Source organism: Microcoleus sp. OTE_8_concoct_300 (assembly GCF_031383065.1).
In the GTDB taxonomy this organism is placed as follows: domain Bacteria; phylum Cyanobacteriota; class Cyanobacteriia; order Cyanobacteriales; family Microcoleaceae; genus Microcoleus.
Genome location: NZ_JANMZH010000827.1, coordinates 1 through 13,383, shown reverse-complemented (window position 1 = coordinate 13,383; position 13,383 = coordinate 1). Strand labels below are relative to the sequence as shown.

16 protein-coding genes and 1 pseudogene are annotated in these 13,383 nt (G+C 42.9%); 7 read left to right on the top strand and 10 right to left on the bottom strand.

Going from position 1 to position 13,383, the window contains the following annotated elements; all coding sequences use genetic code 11:
• Positions 1-56: 56 nt before the first annotated feature.
• Positions 57-419 carry a hypothetical protein gene (locus ACUVJL_RS36695; protein WP_445250318.1) on the top strand — a complete coding sequence of 121 codons (363 nt, stop codon included), beginning with the start codon at positions 57-59 and terminating at the stop codon, positions 417-419.
• On the opposite strand, the gene ACUVJL_RS36690 is transcribed toward ACUVJL_RS36695, so the two are convergent.
• Positions 395-1,018: a TenA family protein gene (locus ACUVJL_RS36690; protein WP_445250317.1), complete on the bottom strand. Its 624-nt coding sequence runs from the start codon at positions 1,016-1,018 to the stop codon at positions 395-397. The two genes, ACUVJL_RS36695 and ACUVJL_RS36690, sit on opposite strands and share 25 nt — an antisense overlap.
• A gap of 205 nt (positions 1,019-1,223) precedes the next feature.
• Here ACUVJL_RS36690 and ACUVJL_RS36685 point away from each other — a divergent pair, with 205 nt between their 5' ends.
• The 3 genes from ACUVJL_RS36685 (at position 1,224) to ACUVJL_RS36675 (ending at position 3,094) form a co-directional block, all read left to right on the top strand.
• Positions 1,224-1,451 (top strand): hypothetical protein, encoded by a 228-nt coding sequence (locus ACUVJL_RS36685; RefSeq protein WP_445250316.1) that lies wholly within the window; start codon positions 1,224-1,226, stop codon positions 1,449-1,451.
• On the top strand, positions 1,448-2,410 hold the full coding sequence (locus tag ACUVJL_RS36680) for a glycosyltransferase family 2 protein (RefSeq protein ID WP_445250315.1): 963 nt from the start codon (positions 1,448-1,450) through the stop codon (positions 2,408-2,410). Before ACUVJL_RS36685 ends, ACUVJL_RS36680 begins: the two co-directional genes overlap by 4 nt.
• A gap of 84 nt (positions 2,411-2,494) precedes the next feature.
• Entirely contained in the window at positions 2,495-3,094 is a 600-nt protein-coding gene (locus ACUVJL_RS36675; protein WP_445250314.1) for a glutathione S-transferase family protein, read from the top strand.
• A 95-nt stretch (positions 3,095-3,189) separates the two neighbouring features.
• On the opposite strand, the gene ACUVJL_RS36670 is transcribed toward ACUVJL_RS36675, so the two are convergent.
• Positions 3,190-3,369, bottom strand: coding sequence for a hypothetical protein (locus ACUVJL_RS36670; RefSeq protein ID WP_445250313.1), 180 nt, complete (start codon positions 3,367-3,369; stop codon positions 3,190-3,192).
• A gap of 109 nt (positions 3,370-3,478) precedes the next feature.
• Between ACUVJL_RS36670 and ACUVJL_RS36665 the strand changes: the two genes are divergently transcribed.
• Genes ACUVJL_RS36665 through ACUVJL_RS36655 form a run of 3 tightly spaced genes read left to right on the top strand, consistent with a single transcriptional unit; the run spans position 3,479 to position 6,780 of the window.
• Positions 3,479-3,904, top strand: coding sequence for a HEPN domain-containing protein (locus ACUVJL_RS36665; protein ID WP_445250312.1), 426 nt, complete (start codon positions 3,479-3,481; stop codon positions 3,902-3,904).
• 51 nt (positions 3,905-3,955) lie between these two features.
• Positions 3,956-5,290 (top strand): tyrosine-protein kinase family protein, encoded by a 1,335-nt coding sequence (locus tag ACUVJL_RS36660; RefSeq protein WP_445250311.1) that lies wholly within the window; start codon positions 3,956-3,958, stop codon positions 5,288-5,290.
• Entirely contained in the window at positions 5,287-6,780 is a 1,494-nt protein-coding gene (locus ACUVJL_RS36655; protein WP_445250310.1) for a P-loop ATPase, Sll1717 family, read from the top strand. The genes ACUVJL_RS36660 and ACUVJL_RS36655 overlap by 4 nt, the downstream gene beginning before the upstream one ends.
• A gap of 354 nt (positions 6,781-7,134) precedes the next feature.
• On the opposite strand, the pseudogene ACUVJL_RS36650 reads toward ACUVJL_RS36655, so the two are convergent.
• The 8 genes and pseudogenes from ACUVJL_RS36650 to ACUVJL_RS36615 all read right to left on the bottom strand — a co-directional run.
• Positions 7,135-7,404: pseudogene (locus tag ACUVJL_RS36650) on the bottom strand (cation-transporting P-type ATPase); the annotation flags it as partial.
• A 122-nt stretch (positions 7,405-7,526) separates the two neighbouring features.
• Positions 7,527-8,624, bottom strand: coding sequence for a sensor histidine kinase (locus ACUVJL_RS36645; protein ID WP_445250309.1), 1,098 nt, complete (start codon positions 8,622-8,624; stop codon positions 7,527-7,529).
• Between the two features lie 358 nt (positions 8,625-8,982).
• The gene (locus ACUVJL_RS36640) at positions 8,983-9,255 is read right to left on the bottom strand and encodes a hypothetical protein (RefSeq protein WP_445250308.1); all 273 of its coding nucleotides are present in this window, start codon (positions 9,253-9,255) and stop codon (positions 8,983-8,985) included.
• A 442-nt stretch (positions 9,256-9,697) separates the two neighbouring features.
• On the bottom strand, positions 9,698-9,994 hold the full coding sequence (locus tag ACUVJL_RS36635; RefSeq protein WP_445250307.1) for a hypothetical protein: 297 nt from the start codon (positions 9,992-9,994) through the stop codon (positions 9,698-9,700).
• Between the two features lie 342 nt (positions 9,995-10,336).
• Positions 10,337-10,654, bottom strand: a complete 318-nt coding sequence (locus ACUVJL_RS36630; protein WP_445250306.1) for a glutathione S-transferase C-terminal domain-containing protein — start codon at positions 10,652-10,654, stop codon at positions 10,337-10,339.
• A gap of 66 nt (positions 10,655-10,720) precedes the next feature.
• A complete protein-coding gene (locus tag ACUVJL_RS36625; RefSeq protein ID WP_445250305.1) occupies positions 10,721-11,962 on the bottom strand; it encodes an RNA-guided endonuclease InsQ/TnpB family protein in 1,242 nt (413 codons plus the stop codon).
• A complete protein-coding gene (locus ACUVJL_RS36620) occupies positions 11,953-12,363 on the bottom strand; it encodes a glutathione S-transferase family protein (RefSeq protein WP_445250304.1) in 411 nt (136 codons plus the stop codon). Before ACUVJL_RS36620 ends, ACUVJL_RS36625 begins: the two co-directional genes overlap by 10 nt.
• 62 nt (positions 12,364-12,425) lie before the next feature.
• Entirely contained in the window at positions 12,426-13,253 is an 828-nt protein-coding gene (locus ACUVJL_RS36615) for an aldo/keto reductase (protein ID WP_445250319.1), read from the bottom strand.
• Positions 13,254-13,383: the final 130 nt, after the last annotated feature.

Sequence of the window (13,383 nt, the reverse complement as noted above, 5' to 3'; positions counted from 1 at the left end):
AATACAAAAAACCTTATGGATCGCTAATTAAATAACTTAAAATTTTAATTTTTTTTGTGGGATGGGCGTCCCCCCCGTCCTTTTGGGACGGGCGGGACGCCCATCCCACAATAACAATTAAAATTGTAAGTTATTTAATTCCCGATCCTTACGGTTTTTGCTCTTTAGCATTGCTTGTCAGTTCTGGAGTTCTGCTTTCGGTAAACCGCTGTGCTTACGCTATTGTGTCGCTGTCAATAGCTCTTGGCTTGTTGCTAGCGGCTAAGCCTCGTTGGGGTTACGGGTTGATGGGATTGTTTGGCGTATTTCTGCTTTACGTTTCCGTGAGATTTGCGGCGTTGGCTGTGGGTAGCTTAGGGGCGATCGCTCTTAATATCTTTTTCATAAACTTAATTTACTCTATTTCCCAAGCTGCCTGAAAAAAGTCTCTTTCGCACAGCATAGCGTAGCGATAGGTTGCTTCTACTTCCGGTCCAGCTTCTGCGTAGCGATCGAGCAAACTTTCCAGCCGTTTTGCTAAAATCTCAAAATCAAGGCTGCTATAGGTCAAAATCCAGTCGCTAAAGGCGTGTTCCGGTATATTAGGTTTAGCTAGCTGCTGTCCCAAAAAAGCATATAACCGCAAGCAAGGAGTCATCGCGGCTGCTGTCAAACCGACACCGCTTCCCCAGGCTGTCGCTAATAAAAAATCTGTGTACTGGCGGGTAGCCATTCCCGGTTTTGCCTCTTGCAAGTTTACCCCCCATTTGCCTGCATATCCTTGATGCAACCGAAGTTCTTCTAAAACACCGCTGCCGAGATTGTGGAGAATTTCAAACCCCTCCCAGTCGGGTGCTTTTGCCGCAGCGATACTGTAAGCGCGAGCGAATGCTCCCAGAAAAAATGCATCTTGTGCAATGTAATATGCAAAACTATTTGAGGGCAGGCTGCCGTCAGCAATGCCTCTGACAAAGGGATGTTGCAGACAAGCTTCGCTTAAGTCTTGATTTGCTTGCCAAAGATAATGGGAATTTGTCATGCAATTTAGAATCGATGGGTTATGATTGTAATTTTTATAGTCTGACTAAACATCTATGATAACAAATATTTTCGCTGTGCCTCATTCTTATGGTGTCTTTTATTTTTCGTATTTAATACCAATTTAATGTGAAGTTGCACATATCTCGATCCCCCTCGCATCCCCCTTCTTAAGGGGACGAAAGATCGGGATCTTGTCCCCCCCGATGCCTTGGGGGGCTAGGGGGGATCGGATTCTACGGGGCCTCATAAAAAATTGGTATAAGAAAATAGATAAGTTTTGGTACGCTGCTATTTTGTCGGCGGCTGTTGTCTGGCTCAAAGAGCGAAATTACGTGCCGAACCTCTCTCGTCAAGCAGCCAGCGTGTTTGGCGAAAAAGAAACTTTTGATTTAAGGGTTGAAAAGCCGATTTTTGAACAGAAACTGCAATGAACGATACACCTAAGTATTCCTTGGTAATTCCTATCTATAACGAAGAAGAAAATCTCGCTGAATTGTATCGGCGAATTAGTGCCGTGATGGAGCGAATGGACGGCCCAGTAGAATTAATTTTAATCAATGATGGTAGCCGCGATCGCTCTCTCGAACTTGTGCGAAAATTGCACGAACAAGACTCGCGAGTTTGTTATCTTAGTTTTGCCCGAAATTTCGGCCACCAAATAGCTGTAACTGCTGGCTTAAACTTTTCTACTGGTCAAGTTGTAGTCATCATGGACGGGGATTTGCAAGACCCGCCAGAGCTAATTATAGATATGGTAGAACAGTGGCGGCAGGGCTATCAAGTTGTTTACGCTCAGCGCACTCAACGCCGTCAAGAAGGTTGGTTTAAGCGGTTGCCAGCTTATATGTATTATCGCATTTTGCGACATCTTGCGGATGTTGATATTCCCATAGATACGGGAGATTTTTGTTTGATGGATCGGTGTGTAGTCGATGTACTAAATGCGATGCCAGAACGCAATCGTTACATTCGGGGACTGCGGGCTTGGATTGGTTTTAAACAAACGGCGGTTAAGTTTGAACGAGATCCGCGTTTTGCTGGCGAGGTCAAGTATACGTTTAGAAAATCTTTGAGTTTGGCGATGAATGGTTTAGTCTCTTTTTCCAAGGTTCCCCTCAGACTTTCGATTTATCTGGGGTTATTTGCTGCATTTGTATCTGTGTTAATGGCTTTTTTGATTTTGTATTGGCGGATATTTTATCCAAGTTCGGCCTTAACTGGTTTGACAATTGTGATGATGGCGGTTTTCTTTTTGGGTGCGGTGCAGTTGGTAAGTATTGGGATTTTGGGTCAGTATGTGGGGCGTATTTACGAGGAGGTGAAGGGCCGGCCGCTTTATACTTTGGCAGAAGTGGCTGGTTTTGGCGATCGCCACCGATCGCCAAAATAATTTTAGCAAATAACAGTTAACTCATGGTACCTAAATTAACTAATTTATGAGATAATTTAAGATCGTAAAATCTTCTCAAGACTCATGTTTAAACTTTACGAGTATTCCCCCTCGGGCAATTGCTATAAAGTTCGCTTGCTGTTAACTCAGCTCAATATTGCGTTCGATCGCACAGAAATTAATATTCTCGAAGGAAAAAGCCGCACACCTGAATTTTTGGTCAAAAATCCCAATGGCCGCATTCCGGTGTTAGAAATCGCACCGGGTAAATTTCTGTTTGAATCGAATGCGATTATGTTTTACTTGAGCGAAGAAACTGAGTTTTTCCCCACCGATAAATTTGAACGCGCTCAAGTTATGCAGTGGTTGTTTTTTGAACAGTACAGCCACGAACCTTTTATTGCTACTTCTCGTTTTTGGTATTTGACAGGGAAAGCACAAGAATATCAGGAAGCACTTCAACAAAAACAAGCACCGGGTTATGCTGCTTTGGGGGTGATGGAACAGCATTTAGCAGAAAATGAGTTTTTTGCGGGCGATCGCTATACTATTGCTGACATCGGTTTATTTGCTTACACTCACGTTGCTGACGAGGGCGGATTTGATTTAACGAGATTTCCAGCAATTCAAACTTGGATCGATCGCGTAAAAAGTCAGCCGCGATATATTAGCATAACACAATGAAATTTAATTTAAATGAGGCTAAAAATACTATAGGTCTAGAACATTACCGTTACATTTCTCAGTTGTCCAAAGTCATAACTGCTTCGCCTTAACAACTAAAACTGTACGCGGCTGTAAAACACTTCTTTTACATTCTCGACCGCACTAAAGTAGAACACCACTATCGCCCCCAGAACCAGTATAAAACTCAACGGCAACGGGCGAAATCCGAACAGGGTTCCTAAACGTGTCCAGGGCATGATGATTGTCACTCCTACGGTCGCCAGCGTTGCCATCAACAAGTATTTTCCGGGTTTACGGCTAAAATCTACCCCTTGAGATTGCTCGCTCGCCCTTTTCGCTATACCATAACTTTATTTTCAATTATTCTAGATCAAATAAAAAATGCAAGAGTCCTTTTCCAACTCAGCAGGTCGTCATTTACAGGATGCCCAACTTCTTTTGGTAGAGCAACGGTGGGACAACGCCGTTTACCTAGCAGGTTATGTTGTAGAATGCTCTTTTAAAGTTCTTGTCGAGCAACACTTTAAGCACGGCGCGGTAAAAATATATGGACATGACCTCACTGAACTTGAAGGAAGGGCAATGGAACGCTTGCGGGTTCTCTATCCTATTCTGGATAGGCAACTTCCTGCTTCACGAATAGCTGGTACTGTTCTAGCTCAAAATCATCCAGAGAGGAGATATTCCAAATCTGGACTTTGGGCTGAAGCTGACGCAACAACTGCCGTTCAACGTGCAGAAGAAATTTACCGAGAAATAATCACCAAGTTAGTGCTAAATGGCTCTATTTCTAGCCAGGATATTTAAAAAATGACAATCTGTTTTGGTGAAACTTTCGATCGAGTGCGGGAATGCTTTATGGAACAAAGCATTATCGATTCACTCAGGCTTAAGCTTTATTCTGTGACAATTATTCGTGATATTAAAGGAAAAATAAGACTTTTTCTGGAACCATTAGAAAACATTAGCATTGCAGAACCAGAAACCAATGATCTTAATACCTTTTTATCTACCAAACTGGGAAGTTACTATGGAAATGATATTTGGCTGCCCGTAGAAAAAGACGGTTATAAAGCTTTAATTGATACCATTAAGGCTGAAAGAGTTCTAGCATCTTGGGATGATGAATCAGTTTTGCCTCGCTGGTATATTCTTGAGCGTCACATTGCTAAACAGGCATGGACGGATCAGCAAATAGGTACACCACCTTGGCCAGAATCTGTAGTCTATGAAAAGCATAAGCCTGCGATCGTATCTTTTTTCTCTTTCAAAGGAGGTGTAGGACGAACCAGTACCCTGGTTGCTACTGCATTGACTTTAGCTCGTAACGGTCATCGAGTTGCCATAGTTGACCTCGATTTAGAAGCACCAGGCTTGGCTACAATTTTTTCACCAGATGACTCCAATAATCTAGGGGTAATTGATTATTTATTGGAAAAGAAGATTCAAGAAAATGATTGGAAACTGCGTACTCATCTCAAAATCATTAATGACCAGACTTTGCGAGGAGAGCATGGCGAAAGCATCCAGTTACTTCCGGCGGGGACGATAGATGGCAATTACTTGGAAAAATTAGCCAGATTGGACTTTCAAAACCTTGTGGATGGTGAACTGCAAAGTACAATGGTGGATATGTTAAAGGAATTAAACAACGAAGCAAAACCATTAGATTTTATTTTGATGGATGCGCGGGCTGGTTTTCACGATATTGGTGGCTTGGCGATCACCAATCTCTCCCATGCAGCGGTCATCTTTGGAACTCAATCACGCCAAAGTTGGGCTGGACTAACCCATGTTATTCGCCATTTAGCAAGTCCTGCAGTTGAGGAGCGTTTGCCGTTGATTCTTGTACATTCGATGGCTCCAGCGCTTGGAATATCAGGACGAGAAACAGAATTGATAAAATTTCGGGAGCAAGCCTACATCGTTTTTCAAGACAACTATTACTTTGGAGATGAAGATGTCCCTAATCCTAACGATAGAGAAGAACCATTTTTTCCTGTCGTCGTGCCATATCAGGAGAGCCTACGCGGAGACATAGCTCTATTTTCTCGCAACTCAACTCCAGAAGAATCAAATAGACTGTCAGACCTCGTAATGATAATGACTGATTCTCTTTATCAGGATATTGCAGAAAAATTATGTAGACTTTTTGGACGTGAATTAAAAAATGTGGAGCAATTAGAACTATGAGTGAATTTAATAAACAAAAGCTACTCGAATTAATAATGGATATCGCCCCCGGCCGGGGGACTGCTGAACACGAAAGCGATGATGAAGATAAATTCTTAAAAAACTTTTTACCGATAGCAGATTATCGTCTTGCTTTAGAACCAAATACATTATTAATACTAGGAGGTCGTGGAGTAGGAAAAACAGAATTATTCCGTTTACTCGCAATCCCTTCAGGACGAGAATCTTTGGTTGAAAGTTTGAAAATTAGATCCTTGCCTGACTTAAGCAAAACGACATGGATAGCTGGCTTTGGAAGGACTCGCAAAACAGAAAAGCGATTTCCAACACCAGAGAGTGTTGAAACGAAAATGGATCGTGCTACAAATATTGAATGGCGTAGTTTCTGGATTGGTTTAATTTTAGGCGGGTTATTACAGCAAAAGAATTTCAAGTTCAAAGATTTTCTTATTGAACAAATAGAGACAGAAATAGCCAACATTCTTAGAGATGACTTATCTCGCTTATCAATTTGGCAACCTATTGTCAATCAAAAGCTTGAAAAATTCAATTCTGTCTTAGATAAATTAGATCAAAAACTCATTGAAGCAGATGATTGGTTGTTTGTCACTTATGATGAGTTAGATCGATTAGTTGCTTCCTATACTGCCTTAGCAAGTCCAATTCGTGAACTTTTAGCTTTGTGGCTCGATCGATGGCGACGTTGGGACAGAATACGACCCAAAATCTTTTTGCGTACCGATCTATTTCGAGAGGATTTTTTGAGTTTTCCTGATGCTTCCAAACTGCAAGCCCATCAAATTCGATTGGAATGGAAACATTCATGGCTTTACCAACTTTTGGTCAAACGACTTGCGAACTCTGGTAATGAAATGACAGAATATTTGCAAAATATCCCAGGGTTGATTATTGAAAACAAAACTGACTTGGGTTTGACTGCAACATCAAATGAAAAATTGTTTGAAGAACTAATCGAAATGATGATTGGTAAGTATATGGGTACTAATGCTAAAAAAGGAATCACCTATCGCTGGATTCCCAATCACCTTCAGGATGCTGGTGGTCGAATTGCGCCACGTTCTTTTCTCAAGTTATTTGCTTTAGCTGCACAAAGTCGAATACAACAGCTATCTTTGTTTGAACAAAACCCATTACTTTTGCAACCCTCTGACTTACAGGGGGCTTTAATGAATACTTCAGATGATAGAATTCGGGAATTACAGGAAGAGTATCCTTGGCTAGAATCTCTCAAGATGAGCTTAGTAAATCTGAGAGCTCCCATGCCGCAGGAAATATTTTTAGAGGCGGTAAAGTCCACCAGATGGAGTCCTGAAAAACAACCACCTGTAACTAACCCTGAAGGAATTTTGCAATATTTACTTCAACTTGGAATTGTAGAAAGTCGTTCTGATGGACGAATTAATATGCCTGAAATCTATTTGTATGGATTTCAAGTTAAACGGAAAGGCGGGGTTAAACGTCCCCAGTAGCATAAGACCTGAAAATCAGGTAGAGAAGGTAAAACCTAATTTTTAGCCAGCCTAAAATGCCCTAGCTAAAACTCATTTGATATCTAATGCTTTAACCGATAAGTGTTGCGCCTTGACAACTAAAATTTTACTTGTTGATAAAACAGTCGTTTCACATTCTCGGTCCCACTAAGGTAGAACACCACGATCGCCCCCACAGCACAAAACTCAACGGCAACGGGCGAAATCCGAACAGGGTTCCTAAAGGTGTCCAGGGAAGGATTCTTCTCACTCCAATGGTCGCCAGCATTGCCATCAAATCAAGTGGATTTACATAACCTGACTCAATTGTGACCATTGCTCAAAACAGTTGCTTTAACTTGCACTAATGCCAATAATTTTTCGGCGGTGTTCGAGGCTCTGCCCTCTTGCCAAAACCCTAATAACCCGCTGATAATGACGAGTGTCCCAAAATATGGGATCTGCCGCCTCTTGAAGGAAAATAGATCGCACCGCCACCAAAATTAGAATCAAGATAATCGGACTCTTGAACTGATTAAGCAACAGTATCAATGCGGTCGATTTGTGTTTTTGTTTGAGGCTGTTTGCGCCGTACTCCCTCAGGCTTTGTTTCGCCTCTAGACGGCTTAATCCTGCGGTTTAGAGTGTGTCGGCTGAAGCACCTGAGCTGTGGGTTAGCTCCGAAATGTTAACTGTGGATTCATTATTTTATACCTTATTTTTATTCTTAGTCTTAATGCCCCGAACTAAAGAATAACCTTAGGTAAGTTGATAATAAAGCTGGTCCCCTTGCCCTCTGCACTTTCAACCGCCAGTGTCCCTTTATGCGCCTCAGTAATATTTTTTGCTAAAAATAATCCTAATCCCCAGCCGGTTTGCTCCTCGGCAGAAATGGTTCGACGAAATTGTTGAAATAGGATGGATTGAGCGTCTAGGGCGATCGGCTCGCCTTCATTATGGATAGTAAGGCTGATCTGCGTTTCAGTTTGCTGGAGTGTGAGTGTAATCGGCGTACTAGGCGCACCATATTTCACAGCGTTAATTGCTAAATTTTCAATCACCCGCCGTATTTCTTTACGGCTGCAATAGCTCGTGATATCAGAATCACAGACCACAACAAACCGCTCTCCATAGGCGAAGCTCAAATCTTCTACCACCTCTTGGACTAGCATCACAAAATCGCATTCTTCAAATTCCATCTTTAAGCTTTGCCCTGCCCGCAGCCGACTCGCATCGAGCAGATTTTGAATCATCGAATCCAGCCGATTGATCGCACTGAGCATCCTCGCCGCCACCTCCATGTGGGTATCTCCTCGTTCCAGCCGCCGCAGAATCAGTTGAGTTCCCATTTTTACGACATTGATGGGATTTCTGAGGTCGTGAGTTAGCGTCACCATAAATAATTCTTGAATATCTCGCAGCGTTTCGGAGAATTGAGTAGCCGCGTCATTAACGGCTTGCTCAATGGAGCCGATAATAATGTCTCGATCCTGCACTCCTAAAGGTGCTTCTTCTTCTAAAACTTGAAATATTACTTGACGGAGGAGCTGATACTCGAAAATGAGTTGAGTCATAGAGTAGTCAGCATACCCCGCCCGTTCATGCCCGTGCAGCTTGCCAATCCGGGTGCTTTCTACCTCGTCGGCTGTGATTCGGGCAGATGTCCTGACAATTCTGTTTGAGAGTTGATCTACCAGTTGGTTTAAGTACAGAGGAAGGGAATCTTGCAAGACAAGAGAATTTTGATGCGTGGATGCACCGACTTCATCGCGCGCCCGCTTCTCCCACATCCGCATAATTTTTTCAGCATTTTGTTTAAGACGGTCAGACGCTTCGTTGGACATCGATTCTGGTTTTCTGCATGAGTGGCTGTTGAGAAAGCATTATACAGGACTTTCCAGGTAATATAAGTGAAGTACACAGAAGCCGGGTTTCAGCAAGAAACTCGGCTTCTAGGGGGTACTTTATAAAGGTGACATCTGCGGTAATTACTGAATTAAACCGGCAAAGATATTAATACTCATCACTACAATTGCGGTATTCAAGAAAAAGGATAGAATGCTAGGGAGTCAAGCTCATCGCCTCAGCGCGAGGTAGTCTGTACATCTGAAACTTGAGTGCTCATGCCAATAACAAAAGAAGAGTTTGCGTAGATTTTTGAGGTAAGGTCATGGTCGATAGGATTTATTGATGTTTACCTACTTATTGAAGTTTCCACGCAAGTAGACCAACAAGCACAATCAGACCTAATGCTCTCCGAAAGTAATTAACGCCTTGAAATAATTCTTCCCAAGCCCAAGTAAACAAAGAGCCAAAGGCTACTAGATCCAACGCTAAATTAATTTGCCCTGTTGTAACAATGAGCTTTAACAAACTAGCTACAATCCCGACAATCAGTGGTAGATTTGGCGGCTGAGCTATAACAATATTGCCTTCGCTGTCCCGGAATGTGCGATCGAACAATGTATTTTCCATGAGTTTCTCCTCTAACTGTAATAAAAGGTATGAATTGATTTCCATGACTTACACAAATTTTTCTTGAGAACAAAGAATCAAAGCCATTATTAGATTATTCCCAAGAAAAAACAGTGATGACCACCACATGAGCGTAGAATTTATCTATAGCGGTTCTCAAGCTTGGTGAGGTATGCCCTATTCCCTATTCCCTATGCCCTATTCCCTATGCACGTCGGGTACCTCATGTTACTGAGAAAGGCTATAGCAGTTTTTATCACATCTCTGCCAGCCATTCCCAGCATCAGCATCCCCGAATTATAGGGAACTTTCATTAATGAAGCTTTGGGGAGAGAATAGCTCATGTGTTTATTAGGATAGTTCCACTTACTTATGAGTGTTTTCATCATTGATGTTGAGTGGTTAGCCTATTGTTTGATAGTAAATTTAAAAATTTTAAATATCATCTATCGCTGGGAACAGTTGAAATTAGAATGTTATCTATAATTGGACAGCAATTCACAGGTCTAAACCTTTTTGTGAACCAGGCTTGAATCGCAGTTCGCAGTGCAGTAATTTCTGCTGGCAGAGCTTGAATTGATTTTGCGCCTGCTAGTTCTGCTCGATCGCTCGCATCCTGACTCAAAAAAAATGTTGCCTGGGTTGCCGTCAAATAACCACATACCGCGATCGCAAACAACGCCAGCAAAAAACAAAGCACCCGCCCTTGGGGTGTCTTCGGAAAGTAATCTGATCCCATCGCGGTCAATCGATTTTAGATTTGAGATTTGAGATTTTAGATTGACCCCACGGATAAATGCGGGGGCTTGAGGATTTTCGATTTTCGATTTGGGATTGATTCCACGGATAAATCACGTGGCGGGTACCACCTTTGAAATTCCCTTGTCATCACCCCACCTGGTAAGAGAGTTTCAGAGGAGGAGAAATTTGATGCCAAAATCCAAGATAAAGACGATCGAAATGGTGATCTCGATCGCTTCTACTAGAGGATTCAGTGCCCAAATTAGCTCAACATAGGATCCAAAGATTACATCTGTTCGAGTTCCACTCCTCTGATTTCCTGCGGCCTATTTGACTGCAATTAAGCACACAGTTTTTTGACGTTGGGCAACAGGCTAAGCTCATCCCGCCACCTCCGTAGTTTCGGCGTTTGAGCGGTAATCACCTCAAACTCTGGAGTTTGGGAAAGGTACATCAAGATCGGAATCAGATAGAAATCAGCAATGCTCGCTTCGCTGCCGAGCAGATAGGGGCTATCCGCAGCTAGCGACTCGATCGCCTCTATAGCCGTTTGTGCAGGGGCGATCGCATTTTTTACTTTAGCCTCATCAGTCTTACGCCCCAGACTCGGCACAATCAGTCGCTGAACCACAATGCTGCCAATGGCAGGGCTAAACAAATAGCTATCAATAATCGCCTTGACACTCCCCGGCGTGAACGCACGGGGATTCTTGAGAAGTAAAGCCTAACAGACCTTAATTCCCAACGGCTGCGCCAAACAGCCTCTAGACAGTCCGGTAAAACCATTCTGCTTACTTTTTCTACCAATATTTGCCGCGCCTTGTGCGTCAGCATTAATCAAATGTCCTTGCTTACTCCGATACAATCCACGCTTAATTCGCTTGCCAGAAAACTTGTAGGTAGTTTGCTTGTCGGCATTGTAAATAGGCAGATAGTCACCATCCAAGTAACTAGATTTAGACGTGTAACTTTCTTCTTGCTCTTTGTAGATCAATCCATACCGTTCACACAACGATTTAATTTTATTTCTCAAAGTGTGAAAAGGGATTTGAACAAAGTTCTGATTGTTTCGAATACCGATATTAATCTCCTGTTTGATGCCGGGATTAAACCCAACAATCAAACAACTTATTTTATTGCTAATACAATGGTTGACTATCAATCTAGCAGCCTTATTCAGGTAATCCCTAACTCGATTGCTTCGGTTGATATACAGTCTAACCTGACGTTCGGTAAGCCGTTCAATCTTCTGTTTATCTTTAATAGATTGCAACCTTGCATTCTCTTTATTGAACCACTGGTTAATAGATTTAAGTTTTCGCCCATCCAAAATAAAGGATGCCCCATTGGTATCAACACAAGTAGCCAAGTTATCCAATCCCAGATCGATAGCCATCGAACTATTTTCTATTGTTTCTACTGGTTCAATCTCACTCAAGCAGATGTATTCGATTTCAAAAAATCGAGCATCATATTTAGGGTGAATCCGAACCTCTTTGATTGTTTCGGGGTTGAGTCTTTCAGGGAAATTAAGCACAATCTCGCCAAATTGCTTTTTGAAAGCATGGGACATGGGTACTTTAAATTTTCCATCTTTGACTTTAATCCGAGGAATTATCAACACGAAGTAGCCATCTTTTGGCAAGTAGTGAGGAAGTCTCACTTTCTGTTGATACATTCGAGATTTAATAGCCTGAATCAGTCCGTAGAAACTTTGAAAAGTTCGATCTACTACTTTCAATGTTTGCTGTGCAATGTCAGTATTGAGAAGTTGGTAATTCTCGTTGTATTTGCACAGATGGTAAGCAGATTCATAGCGCAAGTGCTTACGTTCCTCAAAAAAGTATTGGCGGACGGTGTAAAGACCTACGTTATAGAGATTTTTACTCAGTCTGCACAACTCTCTCAAAGCCAAGAATTCGGCTTTGCTCAGATATCGTAATTGGTTTTTCTGAGTTAAGTACATACATTCAGTTTCGCTACAGAATCTATTTTACAGCGAAATTTCTGTTGATACCAACAACTTTTGTAAAGCCGTGCTAAAAGCACGGGGTTTCTACCCAATTTTCCGATGATTTGACGCATCCGAGCTTGGAGCATGAGCTCGGAAAAGCTAAACTTGCGATCGGCTAAAGTGGTATCCAGGTATTCAGTAATAACAGCCGTTTCGTAGAGCAGTTCCCCATTTACTTCAATGGTGGGGACTTTACCAAAGGGATTCTTAGCAAGGTACTCTGCGGACTTGTTTTCACCATTCAAGATATCAACCCTGTGGAGCGTATAGTCTACGGCTATTTCCTCAAGCAGCAGCCGGACGGTACGGACATAGGTACTGGCGGGTGTTCCGTACACAACAAGTTTTGACATGATTGATAGAGCCTGAATCAAAAACTTAGCCGTAGTTAAGAATACTTTACTCGCACCTATTCTTAACGATTGACGCTGCTCATATCCGGGTAGCGATCGCCCGCCGCAATTCCTAATGGCAGCGCTTTGGCGATCTGGTCTAGTTCTGCTTGAGTCAGTGTCACAGCGGCTGCCGCAATGTTTTCTTCTAAATAGGTGCGGCGTTTGGTGCCTGGAATTGGCACAATGTCTTCGCCCTGGGCTAAGACCCATGCCAGGGCCAACTGTCCAGCTTTGATGCCCTTAGCGGCGGCCATCTGCTCTATCTGCTCGACTAGCTCGAGATTTTGCTGGAGATTATCGCCTTGAAGGCGAGGATATAGCCCGGCCCGATAGTCTCCCTCAGATAACGTGTCGCGGCTCTTGATTTTGCCTGTGAGAAACCCACGCCCGAGAGGGCTATAAGGCACAAACCCAATCCCTAGCTCTCGGCAGGTGGGCAAAATCTCGGATTCTGGCTCCCGGCTCCACAGCGAATATTCAGTCTGGAGTGCTGAAATAGGATGCACTGCTTGGGCACGGCGGATTGTGGCGCTCGCGGCTTCGGAAAGACCAAGGTAGCGAACTTTCCCGGCTTGGACGAGCTGCGCCATTGCACCTACGGTTTCTTCGATGGGAGTGTTTGGATCGACTCGGTGCTGATAGTAAAGATCGATCGTATCTACGCCCAGACGCTTGAGACTGGCATCACAGCAAGAGCGGACATATTCGGGTTTGCCATTGACGCCCTTAAAGCTGCCGTCGCTACCGCGTACATTGCCAAACTTCGTGGCAATAATGACTCGATCTCGACAGTCTTTAATTGCTTTGCCGACCAACTCTTCGTTGTGACCGACACCATAAGTAGTCAGACAGAATTAATTACACAAATACATAGTATAATGATATTCCAGGCAAAATTATGAGTTAATTACAGTTTCCTATGATGTTTATCAGAGAAATAAATCCTCTTTCGTCTAAATTGCTCGACTCGAATTCATC